Origin of the sequence: Streptomonospora alba, from assembly GCF_000826685.1 — a bacterium.
GTDB lineage: Bacteria > Actinomycetota > Actinomycetes > Streptosporangiales > Streptosporangiaceae > Streptomonospora > Streptomonospora alba.
This window is the reverse complement of record NZ_JROO01000011.1, coordinates 85,230-111,126: the sequence shown is the minus strand read 5'-3', so window position 1 is coordinate 111,126 and position 25,897 is coordinate 85,230. Positions and strand designations below refer to the sequence as shown.

The window sequence follows — 25,897 nt, the reverse complement described above, 5'->3', positions numbered from 1 at the left end:
GGAAACGAATCCCGCCAAAGCAGTTTGACCTGTGGAAACCATGGCTTGGGGCGCGCAATTGTGGGTCGTGACAAGAACGGCCCTGCCGATGCTGACGGGCATCGACAGGGCCTTGATCCCCAACCTGAAAGCGCCAGGTGGAGACCCGTGATCAATCCTAGCGGTTCGAATCCGAACCACATGCCCTATTCGCCCCAATCCGCCACTCCCCCGTCATTCCCGCGCCGACGCGCTCGCCGACACCGCGTTCGGCCCTACGTGCTGCACCGGTCCGAGCCGGAAGCGCCCATGCCTGCTGCCGCCGGCGGCCGGTCGGAGCACCACTCCGCCACCCCGGCCGACGACATGGCCGAGCTGCGCGCAGTGACCCGGCGGCTCATCGCCGACCGCCCTCATCTCGCCCACCCGGTCCACGACGTTCCGGGGGTGCGCCGATGAGGCGGACTGCTCCCGGAATCCTCGTCGCCCGGTCCTTTCCCGGCGCGCCCGAGCAGGTGGGCGCCGCCCGCCGCTGGCTGCAGGACACGCTCACCCGCACTCCCGGACTGATCCCCGACGCGATCACCGCCGCGGCCGTGCTGCTGCTGTCCGAAGCCGCCACCGACGCGATCCGCCACACCGCCACCGGCGCCACCGGCGGGATCTTCACCGTGCACGTCCATGCCGACCGGGAACGGCTCGCCGTCGCCGTCCAGGACGGGGGCGGCGCCGTCTCCCGGCCCGAGCGCATGCCGAGCGGGATCGAGGACGGCGGCGGGCGCGGCCTGGCACTGGTGGCCGCCTTCGCCGAAACATGGGGACCGCTCCCCGCCGGAAGCGGACTGGCCTTCTCCCTCGCCCTCCGCGCCCCCGAGCCGGCCGATGCGGTCACCACCACCGCAGGCGCCCGCGGGACACGGGAGGACACCCGGTGACCCCGCCCTACCGGTACAAGGGCGGCGGCCACGGCGAGGTCCATCCGCCCGGCACGGTGGCCGAGGACTACGGCCAGGATTGGACGATCCGCTGCTACCGGTGGAGCGGACAGGAGTACTGGACCGCCGAGCGACACGAGAAGGCCCCCGACGACGCACCCGACGGAGTGCGCAACGAAGTGGCGCACTGGTCCAGTGAGGCCGCGATGCGGACGTGGCTGGAGGCCCAATCCCGGGCCTGGCGGCGATGGCGCAGCACCCGGGTCACCGGGTGAGGGACCGCCGGGACCGCCCCGAACCGTCTCGGGTGGCCCCGGCGGGCTGGAACCTCAGGGCTTGACGGCGACTCCGGCGTGCTCCCAGATGCGCTTGTCGGGGATGTCGACGGGCGGGGAGCCCGGCCTACGCCAGGTGTCGCAGTCGACCAGGCGGGCGGGCTCCGCGCTGTCCAGCGACGGCGAGACCAGCTCCATGCCGGCGACGGCGGCCTCGCACTCCTCGGAGTTGCGCACCCGGCCCCACGGCGTTCCCGAGCTGTGGACCCGCGCGGTGAAGGTACGGGCGTGCTCGGCGTCGTTCGAGCACAGGTGGGAGTAGACCACGGCCGAGCCGGACGGGAAGGGCTCCAGGTAGCGCCGCACCAGGTCGAAGGGGTTCTCCTCGTCGGGGATGCAGTGCAGCAGCGACACGAGCATCAGGCACACCGGCTCGTCGGTGTTCAGGAGCCGGCGCGTGTCCGGATCGTTCATGACCCGCTCGACGTCGCGCACATCGGCGGTGATCACCGTGGTCGTGTCGTTCTCGACCAGCAGGGCGCGGGCATGGGCCAGCACCATCGGATCGATGTCCACGTAGACGACGCGGTAGTCCGGGGAGTTTCGCTGGGCGACCTGGTGCGTGTTCTCTACCGTGGGCAGCCCGGAGCCGAGATCGAGGAACTGGCCGATGCCGAGGTCCTGGGCCGCGTACTCGACAGCGCGCGAAAGGAACTCGCGGTTCTCCTTCGCGAGGACGGTGATTCCGGGGTTGATCTCCTCTACCGCCGCGGCGAGCTCGCGGTCGGGTTCGAAGTTGTCCTTGCCGCCCAGCAGCGCGTCGTAGGCGCGGGCGACGGTCGGCTTCGACATGTCGAGCTCGGGCGGGGGAAACCTGAGGGAATCGCTCATCGGATCCAGCTCTCTCATTCCGGGGGGAGGGGGTAGCACAGCGGACCGCGGACCTTACGGTGTGCGCCTTTTCAGGGGCAACTGTACGGGGAGCCGAGCCGCCGTAGGACGGCTTCGGGCGATCGCTTCCCGGCAGGGCCGGCGTCGCCGGCGGCACGGGAAACCCCCTGGTCACACGGAACGCAGCCAGGCCCCAGGTGAGCATGGCGGGACAGCCCCGGCCTTCCGGGCGCCGACGGGTCGGGCCGCGGCGCCCGGCGGGTAAGGACCTCAGGGCTTGACGGCGATCCCGGAATGTTCCCAGGTAAGCTTGTCCGGGATTTCGACGGGATCGGTTCCCGGCTTGCGCCAGGTGTCGCAGTCGACCAGGCGGGCCGGCGCCGTGCCGTCCACCGACGGCGAGACCAGGTCCATGCCGGCGACGGCGGTCTCGCACTCCTCGGGGCTGCGGATCCGGCCCCACGGTGCCGCGGAGCGCACCCGCTCGGTGAGGATCCGTGCGTGCTCGGCGTCGTTCGAGGCGATGTGCGAGTAGACGAGCGCGGAGCCCGAGGGGAAGGCGCCCAGGTAGCGCTGGACCAGGTCGAAGGGGCGGTCCTCGTCGGGGATGCAGTGCAGCAGCGACACCATCATGAGGCACACCGGCTGGTCGGGGTCGATCAGGCGCCGCGTTCCGGGATCGTTCATCACGGTCTCGACGTCGCGCAGGTCGGCGGTGATCACCGTGGTGGTGTCGTTCTCGACCATCAGCGCGCGGGCGTGGGCGAGGACCATCGGATCGATGTCGACGTAGACGACGCGATTCTGCGGGGAACTGCGCTGGGCGACCTGGTGGGTGTTCTCCGCGGTCGGCAGCCCCGAGCCGAGATCGAGATACTGCTCGATGCCCAGCTCGTTCGCCACGTAGCTGACGGCCCGCGTGAGGAATGCGCGATTGTCCTGCGCGAGCACGGTCATGCCGGGGTTGAGCTCCTCGGCCGCAGCGGCGAGGTCGCGGTCGGGCTCGAAATTGTCTTTACCGCCCAGCAGCGCATCGTAGGCGCGGGCGATGGTCGGCTTCGACATGTCGAGGTCGGGCGGGGGAAACCTGAGGGCATCGCTCAAGGGATTCTGCCTCTCGAACCGGGGGCGGGAACGGCGGACCGTAGGGGGTGTTCGCCTCTTGTCACGGGTAACTGTACGGGCAGTATTCCCGCTGTAGGGGGGGCTTTCGGCGATCTCTGCTCCGCGGATCCGCAGTGGCCGAGGGGCACCGCAGGCCCTCTCGCCGAGTGGGAAACGCAGCAGAACCGAGGAGCGGTCGAAATGACTGGAGCGGAGACGACGTCGCCCCGTGTGCTGTCGCTGTCGTGGGGCCGCATGGAGGTCGCGGGCGTGGGGACCGCCAAGGACGTCAAGCTCTTTCCCGGCGGCGGGCGGTCCTGGGACTGGAACGAGACGGGAACCGCACACGATCCGGGCATCCTGCCCGCCGACGTCGAGGAGCTGCTCGACCGCGGCGCCGAGGCGGTGGTGCTCTCGCGCGGCATGCACGGCCGCCTCGGCGTGGATCCGCGCACCCGCGACCTGCTGGATGCGCGCTCGGTCGAGGTGCACACCGCCGAGACGGAGGAAGCGGTGCGGATCTACAACGGCCTCGCCCGGAACCGACCGGTCGGCGGACTGTTCCACTCGACCTGTTGATCCCGGCGCGACGGGCGCGGAGGCGCCCCGGGCCTGCGGCCCTTCGCGCCGCGGGCGCTCACCCTCCGGCGCCTCCGGCGCCGAGACGCGCGGCCAGTTCGGTGCGGGCCGTGACCAGCGAGGGTCCGTACCAGGTGAGGAGGCGCCCTTCGATCAGGGCGGTCGGGGTCCGCGTGAACGCCTCGGGGCCGTCGCCGGGTGCGAACGGGTAGGGCTCGTCCGGCAGGACGATCGTGTCGAGGCCGGCGCGGTCCAGCTCGGCGGGGTCGGCTCGCGGATAGCGGCCGGGGTCGCGGGCGAAGGCGTTCTCCATCCCCAAGCGGGCGAGGAGGTCGCCGGCGAACGTCGCCGAGCCCACCACCATCCACGGGTCCCGCCAGATCGGCACCGCGACGCGGGCGCGCGGACGCGGCGGCGGTCCGGTCCACAGCCGCTCGGCTGCGCGCAGCCAGTCGGGTACGGGTCGGTCCAGGGCCTGCGTGAACAGCCGCTCAAGGGAGGCCAGCGCCTCGGGGACCGTCTCGACGACCGTGACCCATACCGGGATGCCGGCCTCGCGCAGACGTCGGACGTCCAGCTCGCGGTTCTCCTCCTTGTTGGCCACCACCAGGTCGGGCCGGAGCGCGGCGACGGCCCGGCGGTCGGGATTCTTGGTCCCCCGCACCCGGGCGACCCGGAGTCCGGGCGGATGCGTGCACCACCGCGTCGCTCCCACCAGCACCCCGGGCGCGCCGGCGGCGAGCGCCTCGGTCAGCGACGGCACCAGCGACACCACGCGCCCCACAGGGCCCGCGAGTTCGACGGCGGTCCCCATGTCGTCGCGGAGTACGGTTCCGGCGAACCCGCCCATCACACCGGCCGCTCAAGGGGTTCGGCGGACGCGCCGCCTCCCGCGCCGGCGCCGGCCGCCCGCTCCAGCAGATGGTCGCGTTCGCGGGTGTTGCCGGTCAGGGACGCGGCGCGGTGGAACTCCGCAGCGGCCTCGTCCGCGCGGCCCAGCGCCTCAAGGAGGTCGGCGCGGACGCCCGCGAGCAGATGGTAGCCGCGCAGCGCGGGCGCATCGGCCAGCTCGTCCACCAAGACCAGGCCCGCCGCCGGGCCGCGGGCCTTGGACACGGCGACGGCCCGGTTCAGCGCCACCACCGGTGAGGGCAGCACCTCCAGCAGCCGGTCGTAGAGCGCCGCGATCATCGCCCAGTCGGTTTCGGCATAGCGCACGGCACCGGCATGGCAGGCGGCGATCGCGGCCTGGAGGGAGTACGGGCCCTTGCCGGCACGCCGCAGCGACGCGAAGCCGCGGTTGATCAGCAGCCGGTTCCACTTGGCGCGGTTCTGATCCGCCAGCAGCACGGGCGCGCCGTCAGGCCCGGTGCGGGCGGCGGTACGCGAAGCCTGGAACTCCAAGAGGGCCGCGAGTCCGTGCACTTCGGGTTCCTCGGGCATCAGGCCGGCCAGTACGCGGACCAGGCGCAGGGCGTCCTCGCACAGCCCCGGCCGCACGAGGTCGTCGCCCGAGGTCGCCGAGTAGCCCTCGTTGAACACCAGATAGAGGACCTCCAGCACCGAGTCCAGCCGTACCTTCCGGTCGGTGCCGCGGGGAGCCTCGAAGTCGATTCCGGCCCTGGCCAGCGTGCGCTTGGCGCGCACGATGCGCTGGGCGACGGTGGGCTCGGCGACCAGGAAGGCGCGGGCGATCTCGCGGGTGGTCAACCCGCCCAGCAGCCGCAGGGTCAGCGCGACCCGCGCCTCGGCGGACAGCACGGGGTGGCAGGCGGTGAAGATGAGCCGCAGCAGGTCGTCGTCGATGTCGTCGGCGTCGGGCGGCTCCGCCGGCGGCTGGTCCGCCGACGCGCGTCCCACCTCGGCGAGCTTGCGCGCGTAGGCTTCCCTGCGGCGGACGAGATCGATGGCGCGGTGCTTGGCGGTGGCCATGAGCCAGGCGCCCGGGTTCTCCGGTACGCCCGACTCCGGCCACCGCTCCAGGGCGGCGACCACGGCGTCCTGCGCGATCTCCTCGGCGATGCCGACGTCGCGCACGATACGCGCGACACCGGCGATGATCCGCGCGGACTCGATCCGAAAGACCGTCTCGACCGATTCCGCCGCGCTCGTTGCGCTCATGCCGCCATCTCAGCAGGGCACGCAGCCGCAGGGCAAGGGCGGTGTGCTCAGTCCTCGACGATCTCGCGGACCTCCACGGCGGTGGTGGGCGAGTAGCGGCCCTGAACCTCCAGGAACCGCCTGGTCCACTCCAGGGCCTCGGCCTTGTCCTTGGCCTGGATGACGGTGTATCCGCCGACGACCTCCTTGCTTTCGGTGAAGGGGCCGTCGGTGTACTCGATCCCGCCTTCGGACCACGTGGCCCGGGTGCCCTCGGAAGTCGGGGCCAGCTCGGCCATGTCCAGGACGACTCCGGCCTTGGTGATCTCCTCGTACAGCTCGGCCATGCGCTCCTGGAGCTCCGGGCTCGGCGCCTCGGTGGGACGGTTCTGTTCGTCGTGGCGGCTGATGGAAAGGAATCGCGGCATGGTTGCTCCTCGGTGCCGGTGGGCGAGGTCTTCTCCCCGCCTCTCACCCGGTGCGTCGAACGGCGAGCCGCCGATTCGACACCCGGCCGGAATTTTTTTCCGCCCGTCTTCGGAGGCCCCCGCCCGGCCCTCGACCGCCGTGGCGTGGTCCTCCCTCGCCTTTGCGGCTTCCGTTGTCAACGTCGTCGCGTCGGGCTTCTGGCAGCTGGTGATCCCCGGCAGCCTGCTGGGCCGCGCGCTTTCGTGTATCACGACGGTAGGCCAGGGCGCCGAACCGGACGCCGCCGCGGGGTGAAGGCACCGGCCACGCGTGCGCCGGGTCGGGGCGCAACCGCCCTGGTGCGGGGGTTCGGCAGCGTGCGGACCTCCGCGGGAGGTGTCAAGAACGGGGCCATTGGCTCCACGTCTGCAGCACCGGGCCGATGCTCTCCTCCTCGAAGTCCAGGTGCTCCAGCAGGTGGTCGGACAGCGTGGCCAGTGCCTTCGACAGGCGGCTGCGTACGGCGGCGTCGGCGCGGGCGTCGAGGCGGTCCGCCGCGGACTCGACCTCGTCCAGCAGGTCGGAAACGGTGCGGTGGTCGGCCTCCAACCGGTCGACGGCCTCGCCCAAGTGCGGCGCGGCGCGGCGGACGGCGGGCAGGAGCATCGCGTCCTCGATGCCGTGGTGGGCGTGGACGACGTGGCAGTACCGCAGGCAGGTGACCTTCAGCTGAAAGAGCGGGCCACGGTTGGCCAGACGGTCGAGTTCGGCGCGGATCTCGTCGGCGGGAGCGCCGGCGACTGCGGCCTCGGCCAGGTCCCGGCAGGTGCGCAGGTCGCGGCGGAGCATGCTGTGCACCAGCCGGAGTTCGTCGTAGAGCGTCTCGGGGGCGGCCGGGGTCTGCGTCATCGCTGCTGGGGTCCTTTCGCGGCGGGGCCGACCCGGGGGGGCCGGGCGCCGCCGGGGTCGCGAGTGCCGTGCCCGGGCGGCGCCGGGGCGCGGCAGGCCCTGCATAGGCCAGTCTGCAGGGCGGCCCGACCCTTGCCAAATCTCAGGTTAGCTACTTATTTTAAGTACGTGACTATCTCAACAGCTGCCGGAGACGGAGGCGCCGGAAGCCCGGCCGCCGCGCCTTTTCAGGTACCCCACGAACAGGACTGCGACGTCTTCCAGGAGGTGCTGGAGCTCGTCGGGCGGCGCTGGATGGGGGTGATCCTGCTCGCCGGCGCCCGCGGGGCGAAGCGCTTCAGCGAGTACCGCAGGTTCATCGGCGGCATCTCCGACCGGATGCTGTCGCAGCGGCTGAAGGAGCTGGAGTCGCTGGGCCTACTCGAACGCGAGGTCGTCCCCACGCACCCGGTACAGATCCTCTACCGACCGTCGGTGCGCGGGCGCGGCCTACTGGACGCGCTGGAGCCCCTGGTCACCTGGGGCCACACGCACCGCGACGAGGGAACCCCGCCGCAGGAGAGCGCCGGAGCGGCCGAGACCGGCCGCTGACCCCGGCCACACGCGGGCTCCCCCGGGCCCGCCCGCGACCGCGCCCCTCGGTCCGGGCGGGCACTCCGGGCCCCGCGCCGTGCCGCCGGCGGTGACGGCCTCACCGGAAAGCCGGCGTGCGCTCGGCGGCCGAGGAGGAACGAACACTGAGCGCTCCCTGTCGGTGAGCCGCGCGGGCGTTTCCCTTCGCGACGAGCGGCCGTGTGCGGCGCTCGGCCGCGGAGGCCGGGTCGGGCCGCGCTCAGCGCGGCGCCCGCTCCGCCGAGTCGGCCGCGCCCGCCGCTGCCGGCGGGGTCCCGGCGGCGCCGTCCAGGACCGCTGCCGCCGCGGCGTCCACGCCCAACTCCCCCGCCACGGCGCGCAGTTCCGCGCGTACCTCGGCGGAGAGCGGGACGCCGTGGGCGCGTCGGTGCGCGGCGCGTTCGGCCTCCGGCTCGCCGGGCAGGCAGACGCGCTCGTAGCCCTCGGCCGCAGGCAGCGCCGCCAGTTCCTCGGCCATGCGGTCCACGCGGGCCGCGAACTCCTCCTCGGGCACGAGCACGGCCGGGTTCATCGCGAGGAAGAAGTGGCCCAGCCCTTGAGGGTGCTCGTCGTTGTCGTACAGCGGAGGGATGTGCGGCCCGTGGTTGGCGCCCGACAGCAGCGCCGAGAGCACCTCCACCAGCAGCGCCAGCCCCGAGCCCTTGGCTCCGCCCAGCGGGAGCACGGTGCCCTCCAGCGCGGCGTCGGGGTCGGTGGTGGGCCGTCCCCGCGCGTCCAGCGCCCAGCCCACGGGGATCGACTGCCCGTTCTTGCGCGCCAGGATGATCTTTCCCTTGGCGACGTGGCTGGTGGCCATGTCGAAGACGATGTCGGGCCGGTCCCCCGGGGCGGGCACCGCATAGGAGACGGGGTTGGTGCCGAAGTAGGGGTCCTTGGCGCCCCAGGGGGCCATCGATGCGGGCGCGCTGGTGGTGGCCAGGGAAAGCAGCCCCCGGCTCGCGGCCATGCCGGTGTAGTGCGCGAGCATCCCGCAGTGGTTGGAGTTGCGCACGCTGACCATGCCCACGCCGGTTTCGGCCGCCTTGTCCGCGGCGGTGCGCATGGCGTGCTCGGCGGCCACGATCCCGGGGCCGTTGCCGGCGTCCAGCAACGCGCTCACGGGCGTCTCGGTGAGCACGCGGAACCGGGGCCGGGCCTCGACCAGGCCGCGGCGCAGGCGGTGGACGTAGACGGCGGTACGGCTGACGCCGTGGGAGTCCACGCCCCGCAGGTCGGCCTCGACCAGGTGGCCTGCGACCGCTCCGGCGTCGCGCCCGCTCAGCCCGGCGGCGATGAAGATCTCGGTCGCCAACTCCCGCAGTCCGTCGGCGTCGACGCCGGTCAGGGGCGCGTCGTCGGCTGTCATGGGCTGTCCCCGCTTTCAGCTGATGGTGGAGTGGCCGGTCGCCTGCTCACCGTCGGCCGGGACTCGGCCGGGGAGGCGGGTGAGGAGGCGATGCACCTCCTTGGCATATGGAATACCGCCGTTAGTCGTACGGACGGGGGTGCGTGCAGCGGAGCGGGGATGGCGGCCGGGCGCTCAGTCGCTCGCGGAGCCCTCCTGCTGCGCCAGGAACGTGATCATGGTGGCCTCGCCGGCGTCGAGATGGCCGATGAGCGCGGTGCGGGCCGCCTCCAGGTCCTTTCCGGCGATCGCTCCGCAGAGGTCCTCGTGCTCGCTGACGACCTCGCGCATCCGGCCCGCGTAGCCGGGGGCGAGGTAGTGCCTGATGCGGTTGATCTGCTTCTCGTTGACGGCGTAGAAGCGCTTCAGCCGCGAGTTTCCGGTCAGCGAGACGATGCGCTTGTGGAATGCGTGGTCGCGCGCGAGGTACTCCTCGTAGGGCCCCGGCGGCCCCGGCGGCCGGGCCTGATCGAAGAATCCGGCGAGCTCCTCCACCGTCTCGTCGTCCCAGGTCCGCGCGAGCGCCTCCAACCCTGCCGGCTCCAGAAGCCGCCGCACTCCGTAGAGCTCGCGGACGTCTTCGGCGTCGAAGCCCGCGACGGAGTAGCGCCCCCGCACGCGCACGGCGAGGCCGGCGGCCTCCAGGCTCTGCATGGCGTCGCGGATAGGTGTGCGACTGACGCCCAGGGCCTCCGAGAGCTGGCGGTCCACCAGCGGGGTGCCGGGTGGGAGTTCGCAGCGCACGATGGCGCCCTCGATCGCCTCATAGGCGTTCTCGCTCATCCGGGAGGCCTTCAACGGCCCGTGTGCACGCATGGGGGCTAGCGCATCCATGTGACGAACGGTACATTGCGGCCCGGGTCACAACAAGGGAATTTGGAATACCAAATACCGAATACCCCGCCGACGCCGACCGGGCCGAGCGCCCGTGCGCGCACGACACTTGCGAACCGGAAGGAGCACGATGGCACAGGAGAGCGACCCGCGTCGGACGGCGGTCGTCATGGCCGGAACCCGGGGCCTTGGCCAGGCCTGCGCGGCCGAGCTGCTGCGCGGCGGGCTGGAGGTGACCGTCTGCGGCCGCGACGGCGAGCGCCTCCAGCAGGCGGTGGCCGAACTCGGCGCCGTGGCCGGCGACGACGCGGTGACCGGCGAACGTGCCGACGTCTCCTCCACCGAGGACGTCGAGCGGCTGGTCGGCGGGGCGGTGGAACGTTACGGCCGGCTCGACGTGCTCGTCGTCAACGCCGGCGGACCGCCGCCCGGCGACTTCGCCGACGTGAGCATGGAGGACTGGGACACCGCCTACGCGCTGACGCTGCGCAGCGCCGTCACCGCGATCCGCGCCGCCGTTCCGGCGATGCGCGAACGCGGCTTCGGGCGCATCGCCGTCATCGGCTCCTCCAGTGTGCGCCGCCCCCTGGAGGGCCTGGTGCTGTCCAACGTCTTCCGTCCGGCCCTGACGGGACTGGTGAAGTCGCTGGCCGGCGATCTGGCGCCCGACGGAATCACCGTCAACATGGTCTCGCCCGGCCGCATCGACACCGAGCGGGTGCGCACGCTCGACGAGCGCAAGGCCCAGCGCCAGGGCACCACCGCCGAAGAGGTGCGGCGCGGTTCCGAAGCCGCGATCCCGGCCGGCCGCTACGGCCGACCGGAGGAGCTCGCCGCCCTGGTCGGCTTCCTGGCCGAGGAGCGCGCGGGCTACATCACCGGGCAGAGCCTGCTGGCCGACGGAGGCCTCACCCCGACGCTGCCCTGATCGGCGTCCCCGCGATCCCGCCCGCACGACACCCCGGCCGCGTCCGCCCGGCGGCACGCGGCCGGGATCCCCTCCGGCAGGCGCCCGCCTCCGGGACCCCCGGTCCGCACCGGCGGACCGGCCGACCTAGGGAGTTCGCATGTACCTGGCCACAGCACGCAGCGCCGAGGGCGACACCCCGGTCGTCGTCGACGAGGAGCGCGGTCTCGCTCCCGCGGCCGACGTCCTCCCCGGCGCACCGGCCACAGCGCTGGAGGTGGTGGAGCGCGTCGCCGAGCGCGACTTCGCCGCCGCCGTCCGCTCGGCCCCGGACTCGGCCTTCGCGCCGCTGGAGGGCACCGCCTTCGCCGCGCCCTACACCCGGCCGCGAAAGATCTGGGGCATCGGGCTGAACTACCTCGAGCACGCCTCGGACCTGACCGAGCAGGTCCCCGAGGAGCCCGCCTCCTTCATGAAGGGCGACCACACCATCATCGCGCCGGGCGAGCCGATCCCGCTTCCCCGGCAGAGCGAACGGGTCACCGCCGAGGCCGAACTGGGTTTGGTCATCGGCAGGGAGTGCCGCGACGCCGACGACGAGGACGCGCTCAGCCACGTGTGGGGCGTGTGCACGGTCCTGGACCAGACCGCCGAGGACATCCTGGCGCGCAATCCGCGCTTTCTGACCCGCAGCAAGAACTTCCCCGGGTTCTTCTCCTTCGGCCCGGCGATCGTGCCGCTGTCCGAGGTCGTGAAGTCGGCGGGCTCGCTGGGCGGGCTGAGTGTGGCGACGGTGCTCAACGGCGGCGGCGACCGGGTGAACACGGTCGACCACATGCGCTACTCCCCCGCGTTCCTCGTCGGGTTCCACAGCCGTGTCATGCCGCTGTTCCCCGGCGACATCATCTCCACGGGCACGCCCGGCGCCGTCCACATCCGCCCCGGCGACGTCGCCGGCTGCCGCATCCCCGGCGTCGGCGAGCTGTACAACCCTGTCGTGCAGGGCTGAGAACCGGGCCGCGCGTCCGCCGCACCGCCGGCTTGCATCCGACCGGCGACGCAGGCGCACCGGATCCCCTACACCGCGCGATGTATGCCGAGTGCGGCGCCGCGGCGGACGCCCCGCCGCCCGCCGCACCCCTAGCGTCGTCACAGCGGGCACGCCCCGCCCGGCCGCACCGGGCCGCGGGCGGGCGCACCGGCGGCACCGCCGGAAACGGCCTGTGAAGACCGGCAGACGAGAAATGGGGACGGATGCACGTCGACGACGGGGAAAGCACGGCACGCGGGCGGTGGCGACTGGGGCTGCCGTGGTGGGGCGTGCTCGGACTGGCCGCGCTGGGGCTGCCGCGCGCCGTCGCCCACGACCTCGGCCTGGTGGGCCCGGCGGTGAACGCGGTGCTCGTCTTCGGTCCGGTCCTGGTATGGATCGCCGTGGCCGTACTGGGCCGGCTTCAGCGCCCGTTCGCGGCGCTGCTGGCCGTGGGGCTCGTCTACGGTCTGCTGTTGGCGGTGGCGCACCAGGTGCTGTGGATGCAGGGGTTCGCGGGCGACCCGCCGACGCTGGGCGGTGAACTCGCCGGGGTGCTGCCACCGGCGGCGGAGAGCGGAGTACTGCGCGCGGCCGCGTTCGTCAGCAGTGTTGCGACCGGAGCCCTGGTCGGCGCGGTGAGCGGGGCCGCGGCCTGGCTGCTCTCCCGCCTCCTGCCGCAGCGCCCTCGGTAGGGAGCGCAGCCTCGGACGCCCGTCCTGCGGCGAGGCGCCCATGGGGAAGCGTTGGGAGGCGGGAACCGCAGGGGTCGCCCGCCCCGCCCCTCACGCGAGCGCCGGGCTCCTCGGGGGCCGGCCCACTCCAGCGGCTACGACACTAGCCCGCCGGGGCGGGCCGCTTCAGTCGCAGCCCGATCGCCTTCCCGAACAGGACGAGCATCCCGGTCCCGGCGATTCCTGCCGCGAACACCGCCGCGACACCCGGCCAGAACAACGTGTCGTGGACCTTTCCGTCGGTGCTCTCCACCGTCGTCACCTCGCCCCCGGGATCGGCGGGGTCGTAGGCCACGGTCAGCCGGTCGCCGCCGCTGAGCTCGGGGACGTTCATGCCGTACAGCGCGACGCGCGTGTACTCGCGGCCGTCGGCCCGGAAGTCGACGTAGGCGGTGGTGATACCGCTGCCCTCCTCGGATTCCACGGCGTTGACCACGGCTTCGGCCCGACCGGTGTAGTCGGCGTAGTCCTCGTGCCCGAACAGCAGGAGCACACCGCCGATGAACAGCATCACGAGGGCGAGGATTCCGCACAGCACGGCGAAGACGGCTGACACGACGCGCCGCCGCCGCGACGGGGGCGGCCGGTCCGTTCCGGGGGTGTCCATCGTGGCCTTTCCGTCGTGTCCGTGCCGATCCGCTGATGGGACGCGGTCCCGCACCGCCGCGTTCACGGGCCGGGGCCCGTTCGGCGAACGGTACTGCGGCCTCAGCGGCGGGCGGCGATCACCACCAGTGCGAGGGCGGTGAGCGCGCCGATCCCGCCCGCGGCCAGCATCCCCACGGCGAGCCAGAGGAAGAGGTCGAACGCGCCTTCCTCGGTGCTCTGCGCCGTAACCGGGTCGCCGGGATCGGCGGGGTCGTAGGCCACGGTCAGCTCGTCGCCTTCGTTGTACGAGCTCGGATTCAACCCGTTCAATTTGACGGAGGTGAACTCCCGCCCCTCGGCCTCGTAGTCGACGAAGACGTCGATGTCGGTTTGCGTGCGCTTGTTGTCGCCCGTACCCCGCGTCTCGGTGGTCTGCTCACGGGCGCTGACCAGCGCTTCGGCCCGACCGGTGTAGTCCGAGTAGTCCGCCTGCCCGACTGCCAGGAAGACCCCGCCGATGATCAGCAGGATGAGCGAAACCAGGCCGATCGGCGCCGCCAAGGAGAACGACAGCACGCGTCGCACCGTGCGGGGTGAGGAGGCGCTAGTGCCCGGCGGATCGAACGATCCCTTCATCGCAGTACCTTTCCGTGGTGTCCGTCCCGATCGCGGTTTGGACGCGGCCGGGCACCGCCGCGTTCCGGGTCCGGGAACGCCGCCGCAGAACAGCCGCCGGATGCGGAACACCCGGCTGTCGGGTTTCGTCCGAGCTGACCAGGGGTAGCCGCGTCATCAACCCGAAGGGTGCTACACATTCGCCCACGGGCCAGTGTGGGCGGCCGCGCACCGCGGGCGCACGCTCACACGTCTCTGCCCGGGCGGCCGTCCACGGTGATCTGCGACCAGGCGCCCGCCCGGAGTGGTCCGCTTTCGAGCGGGCTCGTCGGCGCCGGCGGCTCCTGGTCGCCGGCGCCGACGCCGACGCCGGCGCCCGCGCGACCGCCGCCCGACCGGGCGCCGCCGCTCCCGCGCCCTCAGTCCAGAACGCCTGCCTCGTAGTCGGCCGCGGCGCGCAGCAGTGCCTCGTCGTCGTGCGGATCGGCGACCAGCTGGAGGCCAACGGGGGCGCCGTCGTCCAGGAAGCCGGCCGGCACACTGACGGCGGGGTGCCCGGTGAGGTTGAACAGCCAGGTCAGTCCCACGCTCATCGCCTCTCCCGGCCCCTGCGGGCCATGGGGCGGGTTCGGTGTGGCCGGAGTGGCCAGCAGGTCGAACTCGGCGAACAATTCCGCGAGCCGAGCCGCGTTGCGGTCGCCGCCCCACATGCCGTCGCCGGCCGGGCGCAGGGCCGGCGACGCGCGCAGGGCCCGCCACCGAGCTCCCGGGTCGTCGAGGTCGAGACCGGCCTCGTGCACCGTGATCGCGCCGCTGCGCTCCCACTCCCCCAGCGCACCGGCGGCGGTCTCCGCCACTCCGGCGTGCACGCGGTTGAAGCCCAGCGTCGCCGACCACGCCACCCGCAGTGGACCCGCTTTGCGCCGGGGCTCCGCACGCCCGTGCCCGTCCGTCGTCGGCCGCTCCCCCAGCACGACGCGGCGGTAGAGATCGGCGTCGCCTACGCGGCGTGCGATGGGGCCGCCGACCGTCAGCCCTGCCGCGTCGCGGGCCGGCATCCGCCCCGAGGTGGGTTTGTAGCCCACCACCGAGCACCAGGCCGCGGGAATCCGGGTGGAGCCCGCACCGTCGCTGGCCGTGGCCAGCGGCACCAGGCCCGCCGCCACCGCCGCGCCGGAGCCCGCTGACGATCCGCCGGGGCTCAGGCCGGGCCGCCGCGGGTTGACGGTGGGCCCGCAGTCGGTGGAGCCCCAGGTCTTCCACTCCGTTCCCGGACCGGGCACGGCGGTCGCACCGACGGGCACCGCGCCCGCCGCGACGAGCCGCCGGGCCTGGAAGGAAGCGGTGCCCTCGGAGCGCTTCACCCCGATCGGCACCCCGGCCAGCGGAAGCTCGGCACCGCGGGCCACGGCGGCGTCGACCTCCGCGGCGCGGTCGCGCGCCCACTCCTCCCACACCGCGCAGAAGGCGTTGACCGCCCCGTCCCGCCGCCGGATGCCGACGAGGGCCTCCTCGACCATCTCGGAGGCGCTCGTCTGCCCGCATGCGACAGCGGCAACGATCGCGGAGACGCTTTGCCGACGTCCGTGCACCATGGCCACAGGACGATTCTGCCCATCGGGCGAAGGGGAACCGTGCGCAGGGGCGGGCTCGCGCGCCTTCAACGCCCCTGCCAGGTGGGGGTGGTCTTACCGGCGAAGGCGGCGACCGCGTTGCGGAAGTCCTCGCTGCCGTACGCCCGTTCGATGATGTCGCGGTCCTCGGGCAGGTTCGCGTTGCGCAGGCGGCGCACCGACTCCTTGGCGGCCCACATGCTCAGCGGCGCGTGCTCGGCGAGGCGGTCGGTCAGGGCCGCCGCTTCGGCGTCGAGGCCCTCCTCCGTCGCAAGGCGGGTGACGAAACCGACCCCGTGCGCCTCGTCGGCGGTGAGCATGCGCGCTGTCAGCAGCAGGTCCAGCGTGCGCGCGGGCCCGAGGTGGTCCACGAGCAGCGCGTAGGTGGGCATCGCCAGGCAGTTGCCGAGCGTGCGCGCGATGGGCACGCCGAACCGGGCCGAGGGCGCGGCGATACGCAGGTCGCATGCCGCGGCGATGATCAGCCCACCGCCCACGCAGTAGCCGCGCACTGCCGCGAGCGTGGGTACCCGCACCGCGGCGAGGCGGTCGATGACGGCGCCCATGCGCCGCTCGTAGTCGACGCCGTCGGCGCCGTCGGTGAATTCGGCGAACTGGCCGATGTCGGTACCGGCCACGAACGCGGCGTCCCCGGCTCCGGTGAGCAGCAGGGCGCGCACGTCCTCGTCGGCGTCGGCCCGTTCACAGGCGTGCGCCAGCCCTTCGTACATCGCCCAGGTCATGGCGTTGCGTCGAGCGGGGCGGTTGAAGGTCACGCTCAGCACGCCGCCGCGCTGGGACACCAGCAGCTCGGGGCCGCCGTCCGCACCGTCCGCACCGTCCCCGGCGGCCTCCCGCCGGTCCGCGTGTTCACCCGCTGCCGCGCTGCGGTCCACATCCTCGCTCATCCGCCGCCTCCGCTTCGGCTCGGCACCTGCTGCCGTCCCGGCGGCCGACCCTCCGGCGCGCCGCTCCGGGAGCATTCTCGCCCGCCCCGGTCCGCCGGCCGACGGGCGGGGTACGGAGCGCGCCGCCGTTGATCTTGTACCCACCGTCCCGGGAAATCGCTGTCACTCACCGTAGGTACAAGATCAACGGCGAAAGGGGCGTCGATCTGCGCGGAGGCGCTGCAGGCCGAGGGCGAGCGCGCCCGCCAGCGCACCCCACACCGCGTTGATCAGCAGCACGGGCACGATCGCGATCGGCCGCGCCAGCGGCCCCTGCAACTCGCCGACGAGCGTGACCGACAGGACGCCGCTGAGCACGATCGACAGCACGGCGGAGACCAGGCCCGCACAGACCAGGGTCAGCACCGGCTGGCCGACGCGGAACAGCCCCACCGCCGCGATCCACACCAGCGAAACCCCGATCGTCGCGAGAATCGGCGCGGCGACGTCCACCCCTTCCACCTGCTCGGTGACGATGTTCAGCAGCGGCCGGACCAGAGCCAGGGCACCCAGGCCCACCACGAGCGGCCACTGGAGTCGTTTGAAGTCCATGGCCTCGACGCTAGAGCGGTCCCGGGCGCCCGGGCATCCGCCGGTAAGAGCACATCCGTATACATCGCGAGTCGCAAGGGGTGGGGGGTGCGCCCGGGCAGCGAAGACGGCGGGTGGCTCGGTGGCTCGGGCATGCGTCCACTGGTTCCGGCGGGCAGACGGCCGGGCCCCCGACGAGGCGGCGACGGTAGGGACGGCCCGGGGGGCGTCGGGGCGCGGGGCGCGCCGCCGTTGATCTTGTACCCACCGTCCCGGGAAATCGCTGTCACTCACCGTAGGTACAAGATCAACGGCGAAAAGGGGGGCCGGTCTGTGTCCGTCTTGGGAGCTCTCAGCGGGAGTGCGGGCCCCCGGCTTGCGGGTCCTCGCCTGCGGACGTGTCCGGCGGTGGGCCCTCCGGGGTGGATGCGCCCTCCGGTTCGCTTGGCCCTCCGTCATCGGACGAGGGCTGCTCGCCGTCGCGGGGGAAGCGGCCGGCGACGAGGATGTCGGTGGAGGAGTGCGCCAGGATCGAGAGGACGATGGCCAGGGCCGCCAGGTGGAACAGCTCGTCGCTGCGGGCCAGGTCCGACTCCAGCACGAGCAGGCCGTAGACCACCGAGGCGAACCCCTTGGGGCCGAACCAGGCGATCGCGGTCCGCTCCCGCACGTCCAGTTGCGACCCGATCATCGCCGCCGCCAGCGCGGCGGGGCGGGCCACCAGCAGGACCAGGAACGCGAAGATCCATCCGCTCAGCGGGATCTCGGCGAGGAAGGAGGGCGACATCAGCGCGCCGAACGCCAGCAGGGCGGCGAGCTTGAGCAGTTCGGCGATCGATTCGCCGAACCTGTCGAAAGCCGTGCGCATCTCCGGGCTCGCCGTCGCGATGGTGACTCCGGCGGTGAAGGCCGCGAGGAACATGTTGGCGTGGGTGAGCTGGCACAGGGCCAGGATGGCCAGGCCGATGGCGAATGCGCCCAGCGGTTCGTAGCGGGTGGTCGCCGTCAGCCAGGGCAGCCGCTCCAGCAGGATCCCGCCCAAGGCGACGCCGACGCCCACCAGCACGCCCAGCCCGAGCTCGCCCGCCAGCAGCGCCGGGTGCGGCGGCTGGTCGGCGGCCAGCGCGAGCAGCACGACCACCACGGGAAGCGCGATCCCGTCGTTGAGCCCGGACTCCACGTTGAGCAGGTGGCGGAGCCGGTAGGGCACGCGCTTGCGGGCGACCAGAGCGGCGGCGAAGACCGGGTCGGTCGGCGAGAGCACCGCCGCGATCAGCAGCGCCTCCGGCCACTCCAGCCCGGCCAGGTAGCGGGCCAGCAGCGCGATCAGCGCGAAGGTGACGGGCATGCCCAGCCCGAGGGCGCGGGCGGGCAGCCGCCAGTGGGCCCGCAGGTCCTTGACGTCCAGGCGCATGCCGTCGGTGAACAGCACGGCGAACAGCGCGCCCTCGGCAAGCAGCCGCACGGAGTCGGTGCCGCCCGTCAGCGGCACCACCCCCAGCACGCCCTGCCCGAGCACGAACCCGGCGACGAGGAACAGCGCGGCGGTGGAGAGCACCGTCCGGTGCGCGATTCCCGAAACCAGCACGGCTGCGAACAGCACCACCGCAAAGGCCAGGACCAGCTCGATCAATGTTGGCACCCCTCAACCGCGCCGGATCGCGGTCGTCGTCCACGCGTCGCTCCGCGCGGGCGCCTACCCCGGTCGGGGCCCGTCCAACCGGCGCGTAGCGGCGCCGCGCCGGCGCAGCCGGGGCGTCGTGCGGTCAGGAGGCGCCGTCGGCGGCGGCGACCAGCTTCGCGACGTCGGGCTTGACCATGCCCATCATCGCCTCGAAGGCCCGCCCGGCCCGTTCGGGGTCGGGGTCGGCCATCAGCTCGGTGAACGTGCGCGGCACCACCTGCCAGGACAGCCCGTAGCGGTCCTTGAGCCACCCGCACTGGACCTCCTCGCCGCCGCCTTCCAGCAGCCGCGCCCAGTAGTAGTCGACCTCCTCCTGGTCGGCGCAGTCCACATAGAGCGAGACCGCCTCGGTGAAGGTGAAGGCGGGCCCGGCGTTGAGGGCGATGTAGCGCTGGCCCGCCAGCTCGAAGGTCACCGTCAGCACCGTCACGTCGGTGCCGGGCGCCTTGCGGCCGTAGTCGGTGACGTCCACGATCCGCGAGTCCGCGAAGATCGAGGTGTAGAACCGGGCGGCCTCTTCGGCCTGGTCGTCGAACCACAGATGGGTCATGATCTTCTGCACGTCGCGCTCCTTCCGCCGTGCGGTCCCGTGATCGGTTCCGCTTCCTGAGGCGCCGCCGAATCGAGCGGTGCTGCACGGTAGACGGCGGTCGGCCGCGGGACTCATCGCCGTCGCGGCGGGTTTTCACGCGCGATCCTCCGCCGCGCTCCGGCGGGCCACGGTGTGGTGGTACCCGCCGCGGCACCGCGCCGACCTCGGCAGGAGCGCGACCCTTCGCGCCCCTGGCAGGCGCTCCGCCGACACCGTGCTTCAGGCCGGGCCGATGCGGTGCAGGCGCACGTCGCTCAGCCGCGCGTCGGCCGCGGCCGCGGTCATGTAGGTGTGGTGGGGCTGACGGCGGCGGTCGGTGGGCGAGCCCGGGTTGAGCAGGCGCAGCCCGCCGGGTGCGGTCGTGTCCCACGGAATGTGCGAGTGGCCGAACACCAGCACGTCGGCGTCGCCGAAGCGCTCGGCGCAGCGCTTCTCGCGGCCCTTGGCCTGCCCGGTCTCGTGCACGACGGCCAGGCGCACGCCCTCAAGCGTCACCCGGGCGATCTCGGGCAGCCGCTCACGCAGCTCGGGGCCGTCGTTGTTGCCGTAGACGCCCACGAGCCGGTGCGACCGCGCCCGCAGGTCCTCCAGGGAGGCGAGGTCGACCCAGTCGCCGGCGTGCACGACCACGTCGGCCCGCTCGACTTCGTCGCGGACGGCGGCGGGCAGCTCCCGTGCCCGGCGCGGGATGTGCGTGTCCGAGATGATCAGCAGCCGCATCAGGCTCAGCGTAGCGATCCGGCGCCCGCGGCGGGAGCGACGCGGGCCCGGCGCACCCGCGGCGCGCCCCGCCGAATGCTCGGCCCCCCGCCCGTAGAGGCCGGTCGGCCCTCGGCACGGACGCGTGCCCGGCGGCCGCGTCCTGCCCGCCGCGGGGCGGCCTTCCCGGCTTCCCGGCGATTGACCTCAAGTTAACTTGAGGATCTAGGGTCGGCCGTGCCGTCGGAGCGGGAGTGGCAGCGGCCGCTCAGGCGGGGTCCGACGCCGCCGAGCACAGACAGGACGGGATCCGCATGAGTATGGAGGTCACCGCGTGGAACTCGATGTACCACGCCATGCACGCACCCGACGACCGCCGGCCGTTCTCCGCGGCCACGCTGCGGCGCATCGGCCGCTTCGCCCGGCCGCATAAGCGCGCGCTGATCGCGTTCGTCGTACTCAGCAGCGTCACCGCTGCGCTGGCGGTGGCCACGCCGCTGCTGGCAGGGCGCATCGTCGACGCGATCGTCGGCGCCCAACCCCTGGACCGGGTGCTGCGGCTCGCGGCGCTGATCGCGGCCATCGCCCTGGCCGAGGCAGGGCTGGGGCTGCTCACCCGCTGGTTCTCGTCCCGGATCGGCGAAGGACTGATCCTGGACCTGCGCTCTGCCGTCTACGACCACGTGCAGCGCATGCCGGTGGCCTTCTTCACCCGCACCCGCACCGGTGCGCTGGTCAGCCGGTTGAACAACGACGTCATCGGCGCCCAGCGCGCCTTCTCCGACACTCTTTCGGGCGTGGTGGGCAACCTGGTGACGCTGGTGCTGACCCTGGTGGCCATGTTCGCCCTGTCGTGGCAGGTCACACTGGCCTCGCTGCTCCTGCTCCCGCTGTTCGTCGTTCCGGCGCGGCGCATGGGGGGTCGGCTGGCCCGCCTGGAGCGCGAGGCCGCGGACCACAACGCGGCCATGGGCACCCGCATGACCGAGCGGTTCTCGGCGGGCGGAGCCGTGCTGATCAAGCTGTTCGGCCGCCCCGAGCAGGAATCGGTCGAGTTCCGCGCCCGGGCGCGCCGGGTGCGCGACATCGGGGTGCGCACCGCGATGGTGCAGACGACCTTCATGACCGCGCTGACACTGGTGTCGGCGCTGGCGCTGGCCGTCGTCTACGGGATCGGGGGATTCCTGGCGCTGAGCGGCACGCTGGAGGCCGGCGCCGTGGTGGCGCTGGCGATGCTGCTGACCCGGCTGTACGCCCCGCTGACCGAGCTGGCCGGGGCCCGGATGGAGGTGATGAGCGCGGTGGTCAGCTTCGAGCGGGTCTTCGAGGTGCTCGACCTGGAGCCGCTCATCGCCGAGCGCACCGACGCCGTCCCGGTTCCCGAGGGCCCGGTCTCCGTGGAGTTCGACAGGGTGGACTTCACCTACCCCAGCGCCGACAAGGTTTCGCTGGCCTCGCTGGAGGAGATCGCCGCCTTGGACACCGCTGCCGGTAAGCAGGTGCTGCACCAGGTGTCCTTCCGCGCCGAACCGGGCCAGACGGTGGCGCTGGTGGGCTCCTCGGGCGCGGGCAAGTCCACCATCGCCTCGTTGCTGCCGCGCCTGTACGACGTCGACGCCGGCGCGGTGCGGCTGAGCGGCACCGACGTGCGCGACCTGTCCGCGGAGTCGCTGCGCGCCTCCATGGGCATGGTCACCCAAGACGGCCACCTCTTCCACGACACCGTGCGCGCCAACCTGCTGCTGGCCCGCCCCGAGGCCGGCGAGGACGAGCTGTGGGACGCGCTGCGACGGGCCCGGTTGGACGGCCTGGTCGCCTCCCTTCCCGAAGGGCTGGACACCGTGGTGGGCGAACGGGGCTACCGGGTCTCCGGCGGCGAGCGCCAGCGGCTGACCGTGGCGCGGCTGCTGCTGGCACGGCCGCGCGTGGTGATCCTGGACGAGGCGACGGCCCACTTGGACTCCACCTCCGAGGCGGCGGTGCAGGAGGCGCTGGCCGAGGCGCTGGAGGGCCGCACCGCGGTGGTCATCGCCCACCGGCTCTCCACCGTGCGCGCCGCCGATGTGATCCTGGTCGTCGAGGAGGGACGGATCGTCGAGCGCGGCACGCACGAGGAGCTGCTGGCCGCCGGCGGGCGCTATGAGGTCCTGCACCGGACGCAGTTCGCCGCCGGAGACGGTGCGCCGGACCAGGTCTCTCCCGCCTCCGCCGCGGGGGCGCACTGAACCGCACGGGGCGCCGGACCGGAGGACTCGGCCCGGCGCCCCGGGGCTGAATCGGCCGCCGGGCCGGGGGCGCTTCAGCCTTGGCCCTCGGGCTCCTCCGCACCGGTGTAGAAGGCCGTGGTGCGCTCGGCTGCGGCGCGGGCCGCCTCCTCGTCGGTGCCGAACTCCACGCTGGCCCGGCGCCACCGCTCGCTGCTCAGCTCGACGAAACTCCGGCCCTCGTCGGAGGCCATCCAGCTCTCGACTTCGGCGGGGTCGGCGGCCGCGCCGCTGGCCAGGTGCTCGGCCAGGCCCATCAAGGCCATGTCCCAGCCGACGCCCACGGCGCCCGGGCCGAACCGATCCCACAGTTCGTCGTCGACGTGGGCGATGTGCACCAGCTCCAGACGGGTTCCGGTGGGCTCGGCTGCCAGGCTCACCTCGATCCAACTGACCTGACCGCCGAACTCCCAGGTCGCGGTGAAGGACGTGGGCGGGTCGCAACTGCTGATGGTGCCGCCCGCGTTGCCCTCCAGCTGGTAGCGGCCGCCTTCGCTCAGGTCGCCCGAGACCGGCAGGAACCAGCGCGGGATGCGCTCGGGGTTGGTGACGGCGTCCCAGACGTCCTCTACCGGCGAATCGTAGGTCTGGCCGATGGTCATCACGCGCGCCTCGCCGGCGTCGAGTGTGCGGGTGCCCAGACGCCGCCGTACGGCGCTGATCTGGTGGTTGACGTCGATCACGGTGGTCTCCTCGTTGAGCCTCGGTGGTGGTCACTCGCCCCGGTCGGGCCCGTCCGTTCCCCCGCCGCCTTCGTGTGCGCGGCGCTCGCGCCTGCCCCGGGCCAGCTCGGTGGCCAGGGCCTCCAGCCGGGGCTCCCAGAAGCGCCGGAACCGGTCGAGCCATACGTCGATGTCGCGCAGGGGTTCGGGGTTGACCGCGTACAGCCGCCGCGCCCCCTCGGGGCGCACGGTGGCGAAGCCGGTTTCGCGCAGCACCTTGAGGTGCTGGGAGACGGCGGGCTGGCTGATCCCGAACTCCTCGCTGACGACCGCGCTCACCGCTCCGGAAGTCGACTCCCCGTCCGCGAGCAGTTCGAGGATCCGGCGGCGAACCGGGTCGCCGAGCACGTCGAACGCGTTCATTCCACCAATATACAGCCGGTACTTATATAAGCAAATACTTAATCCCGCGTGTCGCGGGTCCACGGAAGGTCCGTGCGCGCCGCGCGCCGGCGGACCCCGTACGGGCCCCCGAGCATCAGGCACTACAGTCTGTCGTATGCGTGGTCTCCCAGCTCCGGCCCCTTACACGGCCGACGACATCCTCCTGCTGAACCTTCCCCTGTGGGCCTGGCAGATCGCGCTGGCCGTGCTCGGGGTGATCGCGCTGGCGCTGCTGGCGCGCAGCGTGTGGCACCCCACCACCGCCGCGCTCCGCTGGTGGGGGCTGGGCAACATCGTGGTCAACGCCGGGATCGCGGTCTCCGGCGCGACGGTGCGGGTGACCTCCTCGGGGCTGGGCTGTTCGGAGTGGCCCCGCTGCACCGAAGACAGCTTCGTTCCCGTCAACACCGGCCACACCGCGATCAACGCCGCCATCGAGTTCGGCAACCGCACGCTGACCTTCCTGGTGCTGGCCGTAGGCATCATCGTCTTCATCGCCACACTGCGCACGCTGCCCCGCCGCCGCGACCTGCTCGCCTACGCGACGGTCATCCCGCTGGGGGTGATGGGCCAGGCCGTGGTCGGGGGCATCACCGTCTGGAGCGACCTGCACCCGGCCTCGGTGGCCGCCCACTTCCTGCTGTCCATGCTGGTGGTCGTGCTGACCGTCGCCTTTTACGTGCGCTGCCGCGAACCGCAGGGGCGGCTGCGCCCCACGGTCGCCCGGCCGCTGCGCCTGCTGGCCGGGGCCATGCTCCCGCTGGGCTTCGCGCTGCTGGTCGCCGGCACCGTGGTCACCGGCACCGGCCCGCACGGCGGCGACGCCGAGGCGCCGCGCTGGGGCTTCGACATCGTCGCCGTCTCGCGCATCCACTCCACCCTGGCCTGGACGGTGCTGCTGACCTCGGTGGCTCTGGCGGTAGGGGCCACCGTGCGCCGGGCGCCCGCCCCGCTGCGCACGGCCGCCTACCTGCTGGTGGCGGCCGTGCTCGGCCAGGGGGTCGTCGGCTACCTCCAGTACCTGCTCGGCCTGCCCGAAGGGCTGGTCGTACTGCACGTGCTGGGCTCGACCCTGGTGTGGGTGGCCATCCTGCGCGCGTACTTCGCCACCGCCGAGCGGGTGGCGATCACCAACTCCGGCCCGGACCCGACTGGTGCGGCGGATACGGCGGCTGCTGCCCGGGATTAGGCGGCGGCGCCTGGGGTGGCGGCCCCTGAGGCGGCGGGCCCTGGGGCGGGCCTCCGGGCGGCGGACCGCCCGGCCCCGGCTGCTGGGGCTGAGCGGCGCGCTGCTGCTGCGCCCGAGCGATGACGTGCTCGAAGTCGGCACGCTGCAGGAACCCCGAATCGGTCGGGGCCGAGGCCCACGCCGGGGCGACAGGCTGCTGGACGTGGCCGAGAAAGGCCGTGCGCGCCGCATGCATCAGCGCGAGGAAGTTGTCGCGCCGCTCCTCCCAGTTGGGCCTGGCGACTCCGCGGGCCAGGCGCTGGTGCAGCAGCGCGAGCTCGGTCGCGGCGAGCTGGTAGTCCTTCATGGCGTTGCGCCCGCGCTGGCCGGCGTTGCGCTGGGCCCAGGAGCGCGCACCGCGGCGCCCCGGAATGGAGCTGAGCATCCGCACGTCGGCCGGGGTGACCAGGCCGGTGGAGACGTAGGGCGGCAGGAAGTGCGCGATGGCGGCCACGTGCTTGCGGCGGTCCTGCACGGCCAGCACGATGATCGACACCAGCACGAAGAACAGCACGATGTAGGCCACGCCGAAGCCGAGCCAGCCGAAGGCGGTGGAGGCGTTCCACAGTCCGTGCAGGACGACGGCGCCGAACCAGCCCAGCACGGGAGCCAGCATCCGCCCGCCGCCGCGGTTGATGGCCGCATACGCCACGCCGATGCCGATCATCGCGGTGTAAAGGGGGTGGCCGAAGGGCGCGATCAACCCGCGCAGCACGAAGGTGAAGCCCAGTCCGAACGCGCCCTCGCTCAGGTAGGAGCTGAGGAAGTAGAGGATGTTCTCGGTGAAGGCGAAGCCCGTGGCAACCATGGCGGCGTAGATGACGCCGTCGGTCAGCGAGTCCAGCTCGTGGCGGCGCCGCCACAGCAGGATAAGCAGCACGAGGCCCTTGGCGCTCTCCTCGACCACCGGCGCGCCCACCGCGGTGGAGATGAAGTCGCCCAGCGACTCGCCGAAGGCCGGGACCGTCACGAACGCCATGCCCGCGGTGTTGAGGATGAAGGAGACCACCACGGCCACGCCGGCGCCCCACAGGAACGCGAAGGTGAGCACCATCCCGGGCTCGGGTTCGAGCCTGTCGAGCGCCAGGATCAGGGGCACGAGGATCGCCACGGGGATGATCGCCGCCAACAGGCTGATCACGAATCCCACGACGCCCGCGACACCGCCGCTCGCCAGGCCCGACCACAGCAGGTAGCCGAACATGGCCAGCATGCAGAGCACGCTGACGACGATGCCGATGGTGAGTCCGACGGAGCGGCGGCCTGGCCTGCGCCCCTCGAGGATGGCTTTGGCGTCTAGTGCGGGCATGGCCTCAGATCGTAGTGCG

Annotated in this window: 29 protein-coding genes; 10 read left to right on the top strand and 19 right to left on the bottom strand. The window is 72.8% G+C overall.

The features are described 5' to 3' along the window. The first annotated feature begins 288 nt into the window (after positions 1-288). From LP52_RS27185 to LP52_RS07520, 3 genes are read left to right on the top strand one after another with little or no spacing between them, the layout of a single operon-like run. Positions 289-438 carry a hypothetical protein gene (locus LP52_RS27185; protein WP_157036253.1) on the top strand — a complete coding sequence of 50 codons (150 nt, stop codon included), beginning with the start codon at positions 289-291 and terminating at the stop codon, positions 436-438. Continuing rightward, positions 435-914, top strand: a complete 480-nt coding sequence (locus LP52_RS07525) for an ATP-binding protein (protein ID WP_084722993.1) — start codon at positions 435-437, stop codon at positions 912-914. The genes LP52_RS27185 and LP52_RS07525 overlap by 4 nt, the downstream gene beginning before the upstream one ends. Continuing rightward, on the top strand, positions 911-1,189 hold the full coding sequence (locus tag LP52_RS07520) for a hypothetical protein (protein WP_040271885.1): 279 nt from the start codon (positions 911-913) through the stop codon (positions 1,187-1,189). Before LP52_RS07525 ends, LP52_RS07520 begins: the two co-directional genes overlap by 4 nt. A gap of 54 nt (positions 1,190-1,243) precedes the next feature. Here the strand turns inward: LP52_RS07520 and LP52_RS07515 are convergent, their stop codons facing one another. Both LP52_RS07515 and LP52_RS07510 read right to left on the bottom strand, forming a co-directional pair. Then, positions 1,244-2,080, bottom strand: a complete 837-nt coding sequence (locus LP52_RS07515) for an SAM-dependent methyltransferase (RefSeq protein WP_040271884.1) — start codon at positions 2,078-2,080, stop codon at positions 1,244-1,246. A gap of 270 nt (positions 2,081-2,350) precedes the next feature. After that, complete coding sequence (locus LP52_RS07510; protein ID WP_238580778.1) at positions 2,351-3,184, bottom strand: SAM-dependent methyltransferase; 834 nt, start codon at positions 3,182-3,184, stop codon at positions 2,351-2,353. A 201-nt stretch (positions 3,185-3,385) separates the two neighbouring features. Here LP52_RS07510 and LP52_RS07505 point away from each other — a divergent pair, with 201 nt between their 5' ends. Next, entirely contained in the window at positions 3,386-3,763 is a 378-nt protein-coding gene (locus LP52_RS07505) for an Mth938-like domain-containing protein (RefSeq protein ID WP_040271881.1), read from the top strand. A 58-nt stretch (positions 3,764-3,821) separates the two neighbouring features. On the opposite strand, the gene LP52_RS07500 is transcribed toward LP52_RS07505, so the two are convergent. The 4 genes from LP52_RS07500 to LP52_RS07485 form a co-directional block, all read right to left on the bottom strand. Beyond that, entirely contained in the window at positions 3,822-4,577 is a 756-nt protein-coding gene (locus LP52_RS07500; RefSeq protein ID WP_202966073.1) for a helical backbone metal receptor, read from the bottom strand. 35 nt (positions 4,578-4,612) lie between these two features. Further along, complete coding sequence (locus LP52_RS07495) at positions 4,613-5,884, bottom strand: RNA polymerase sigma factor (RefSeq protein WP_052809565.1); 1,272 nt, start codon at positions 5,882-5,884, stop codon at positions 4,613-4,615. Positions 5,885-5,931: 47 nt separating this feature from the next. Continuing rightward, the gene (locus LP52_RS07490) at positions 5,932-6,291 is read right to left on the bottom strand and encodes a YciI family protein (protein WP_040271878.1); all 360 of its coding nucleotides are present in this window, start codon (positions 6,289-6,291) and stop codon (positions 5,932-5,934) included. Between the two features lie 379 nt (positions 6,292-6,670). After that, complete coding sequence (locus LP52_RS07485; RefSeq protein WP_052809564.1) at positions 6,671-7,180, bottom strand: hemerythrin domain-containing protein; 510 nt, start codon at positions 7,178-7,180, stop codon at positions 6,671-6,673. Between the two features lie 168 nt (positions 7,181-7,348). Here LP52_RS07485 and LP52_RS07480 point away from each other — a divergent pair, with 168 nt between their 5' ends. Further along, a complete protein-coding gene (locus tag LP52_RS07480) occupies positions 7,349-7,771 on the top strand; it encodes a winged helix-turn-helix transcriptional regulator (protein ID WP_052809563.1) in 423 nt (140 codons plus the stop codon). Positions 7,772-8,012: 241 nt separating this feature from the next. Here the strand turns inward: LP52_RS07480 and LP52_RS07475 are convergent, their stop codons facing one another. Together LP52_RS07475 and LP52_RS07470 are read right to left on the bottom strand one after the other, a co-directional pair. Beyond that, positions 8,013-9,158, bottom strand: coding sequence for an Ldh family oxidoreductase (locus tag LP52_RS07475; protein ID WP_052809562.1), 1,146 nt, complete (start codon positions 9,156-9,158; stop codon positions 8,013-8,015). A 174-nt stretch (positions 9,159-9,332) separates the two neighbouring features. After that, the gene (locus LP52_RS07470; protein ID WP_084722992.1) at positions 9,333-10,031 is read right to left on the bottom strand and encodes a GntR family transcriptional regulator; all 699 of its coding nucleotides are present in this window, start codon (positions 10,029-10,031) and stop codon (positions 9,333-9,335) included. Positions 10,032-10,161: 130 nt separating this feature from the next. Here LP52_RS07470 and LP52_RS07465 point away from each other — a divergent pair, with 130 nt between their 5' ends. The 3 genes from LP52_RS07465 (at position 10,162) to LP52_RS07455 (ending at position 12,663) form a co-directional block, all read left to right on the top strand. After that, positions 10,162-10,959, top strand: coding sequence for an SDR family oxidoreductase (locus LP52_RS07465; protein ID WP_040271874.1), 798 nt, complete (start codon positions 10,162-10,164; stop codon positions 10,957-10,959). Between the two features lie 139 nt (positions 10,960-11,098). Next, complete coding sequence (locus tag LP52_RS07460; RefSeq protein ID WP_040271873.1) at positions 11,099-11,947, top strand: fumarylacetoacetate hydrolase family protein; 849 nt, start codon at positions 11,099-11,101, stop codon at positions 11,945-11,947. A 245-nt stretch (positions 11,948-12,192) separates the two neighbouring features. Further along, positions 12,193-12,663: a hypothetical protein gene (locus tag LP52_RS07455; protein WP_193789961.1), complete on the top strand. Its 471-nt coding sequence runs from the start codon at positions 12,193-12,195 to the stop codon at positions 12,661-12,663. 142 nt (positions 12,664-12,805) lie between these two features. Here the strand turns inward: LP52_RS07455 and LP52_RS07450 are convergent, their stop codons facing one another. From LP52_RS07450 to LP52_RS07415, 8 genes are all read right to left on the bottom strand, one after another. Next, positions 12,806-13,309: a DUF3592 domain-containing protein gene (locus LP52_RS07450; RefSeq protein ID WP_040271872.1), complete on the bottom strand. Its 504-nt coding sequence runs from the start codon at positions 13,307-13,309 to the stop codon at positions 12,806-12,808. 101 nt (positions 13,310-13,410) lie between these two features. Next, entirely contained in the window at positions 13,411-13,926 is a 516-nt protein-coding gene (locus tag LP52_RS07445) for a DUF3592 domain-containing protein (RefSeq protein ID WP_052809561.1), read from the bottom strand. Between the two features lie 398 nt (positions 13,927-14,324). Further along, positions 14,325-15,500: an amidase gene (locus tag LP52_RS07440; protein ID WP_040271931.1), complete on the bottom strand. Its 1,176-nt coding sequence runs from the start codon at positions 15,498-15,500 to the stop codon at positions 14,325-14,327. Between the two features lie 65 nt (positions 15,501-15,565). Further along, entirely contained in the window at positions 15,566-16,426 is an 861-nt protein-coding gene (locus LP52_RS07435) for an enoyl-CoA hydratase/isomerase family protein (protein WP_084722991.1), read from the bottom strand. A gap of 183 nt (positions 16,427-16,609) precedes the next feature. Beyond that, positions 16,610-17,017, bottom strand: a complete 408-nt coding sequence (locus LP52_RS07430) for a hypothetical protein (protein ID WP_040271871.1) — start codon at positions 17,015-17,017, stop codon at positions 16,610-16,612. Positions 17,018-17,348: 331 nt separating this feature from the next. Further along, the gene (locus LP52_RS07425; RefSeq protein WP_052809560.1) at positions 17,349-18,629 is read right to left on the bottom strand and encodes a cation:proton antiporter domain-containing protein; all 1,281 of its coding nucleotides are present in this window, start codon (positions 18,627-18,629) and stop codon (positions 17,349-17,351) included. 133 nt (positions 18,630-18,762) lie between these two features. Next, a complete protein-coding gene (locus LP52_RS07420; protein ID WP_040271870.1) occupies positions 18,763-19,242 on the bottom strand; it encodes a VOC family protein in 480 nt (159 codons plus the stop codon). A gap of 249 nt (positions 19,243-19,491) precedes the next feature. Next, a complete protein-coding gene (locus LP52_RS07415) occupies positions 19,492-19,992 on the bottom strand; it encodes a metallophosphoesterase family protein (RefSeq protein WP_040271869.1) in 501 nt (166 codons plus the stop codon). Positions 19,993-20,285: 293 nt separating this feature from the next. Between LP52_RS07415 and LP52_RS07410 the strand changes: the two genes are divergently transcribed. After that, positions 20,286-22,196, top strand: a complete 1,911-nt coding sequence (locus tag LP52_RS07410) for an ABC transporter ATP-binding protein (protein WP_040271928.1) — start codon at positions 20,286-20,288, stop codon at positions 22,194-22,196. 74 nt (positions 22,197-22,270) lie between these two features. Here the strand turns inward: LP52_RS07410 and LP52_RS07405 are convergent, their stop codons facing one another. Next, entirely contained in the window at positions 22,271-22,918 is a 648-nt protein-coding gene (locus LP52_RS07405; RefSeq protein ID WP_040271868.1) for an SRPBCC family protein, read from the bottom strand. A 30-nt stretch (positions 22,919-22,948) separates the two neighbouring features. Beyond that, complete coding sequence (locus LP52_RS07400) at positions 22,949-23,320, bottom strand: ArsR/SmtB family transcription factor (RefSeq protein ID WP_040271867.1); 372 nt, start codon at positions 23,318-23,320, stop codon at positions 22,949-22,951. Positions 23,321-23,456: 136 nt separating this feature from the next. Here LP52_RS07400 and LP52_RS07395 point away from each other — a divergent pair, with 136 nt between their 5' ends. Beyond that, on the top strand, positions 23,457-24,530 hold the full coding sequence (locus LP52_RS07395; RefSeq protein WP_040271865.1) for a COX15/CtaA family protein: 1,074 nt from the start codon (positions 23,457-23,459) through the stop codon (positions 24,528-24,530). Here the strand turns inward: LP52_RS07395 and LP52_RS07390 are convergent. Beyond that, positions 24,469-25,878, bottom strand: a complete 1,410-nt coding sequence (locus LP52_RS07390; protein ID WP_040271864.1) for a PrsW family intramembrane metalloprotease — start codon at positions 25,876-25,878, stop codon at positions 24,469-24,471. The genes LP52_RS07395 and LP52_RS07390 overlap by 62 nt on opposite strands. Positions 25,879-25,897: the final 19 nt, after the last annotated feature.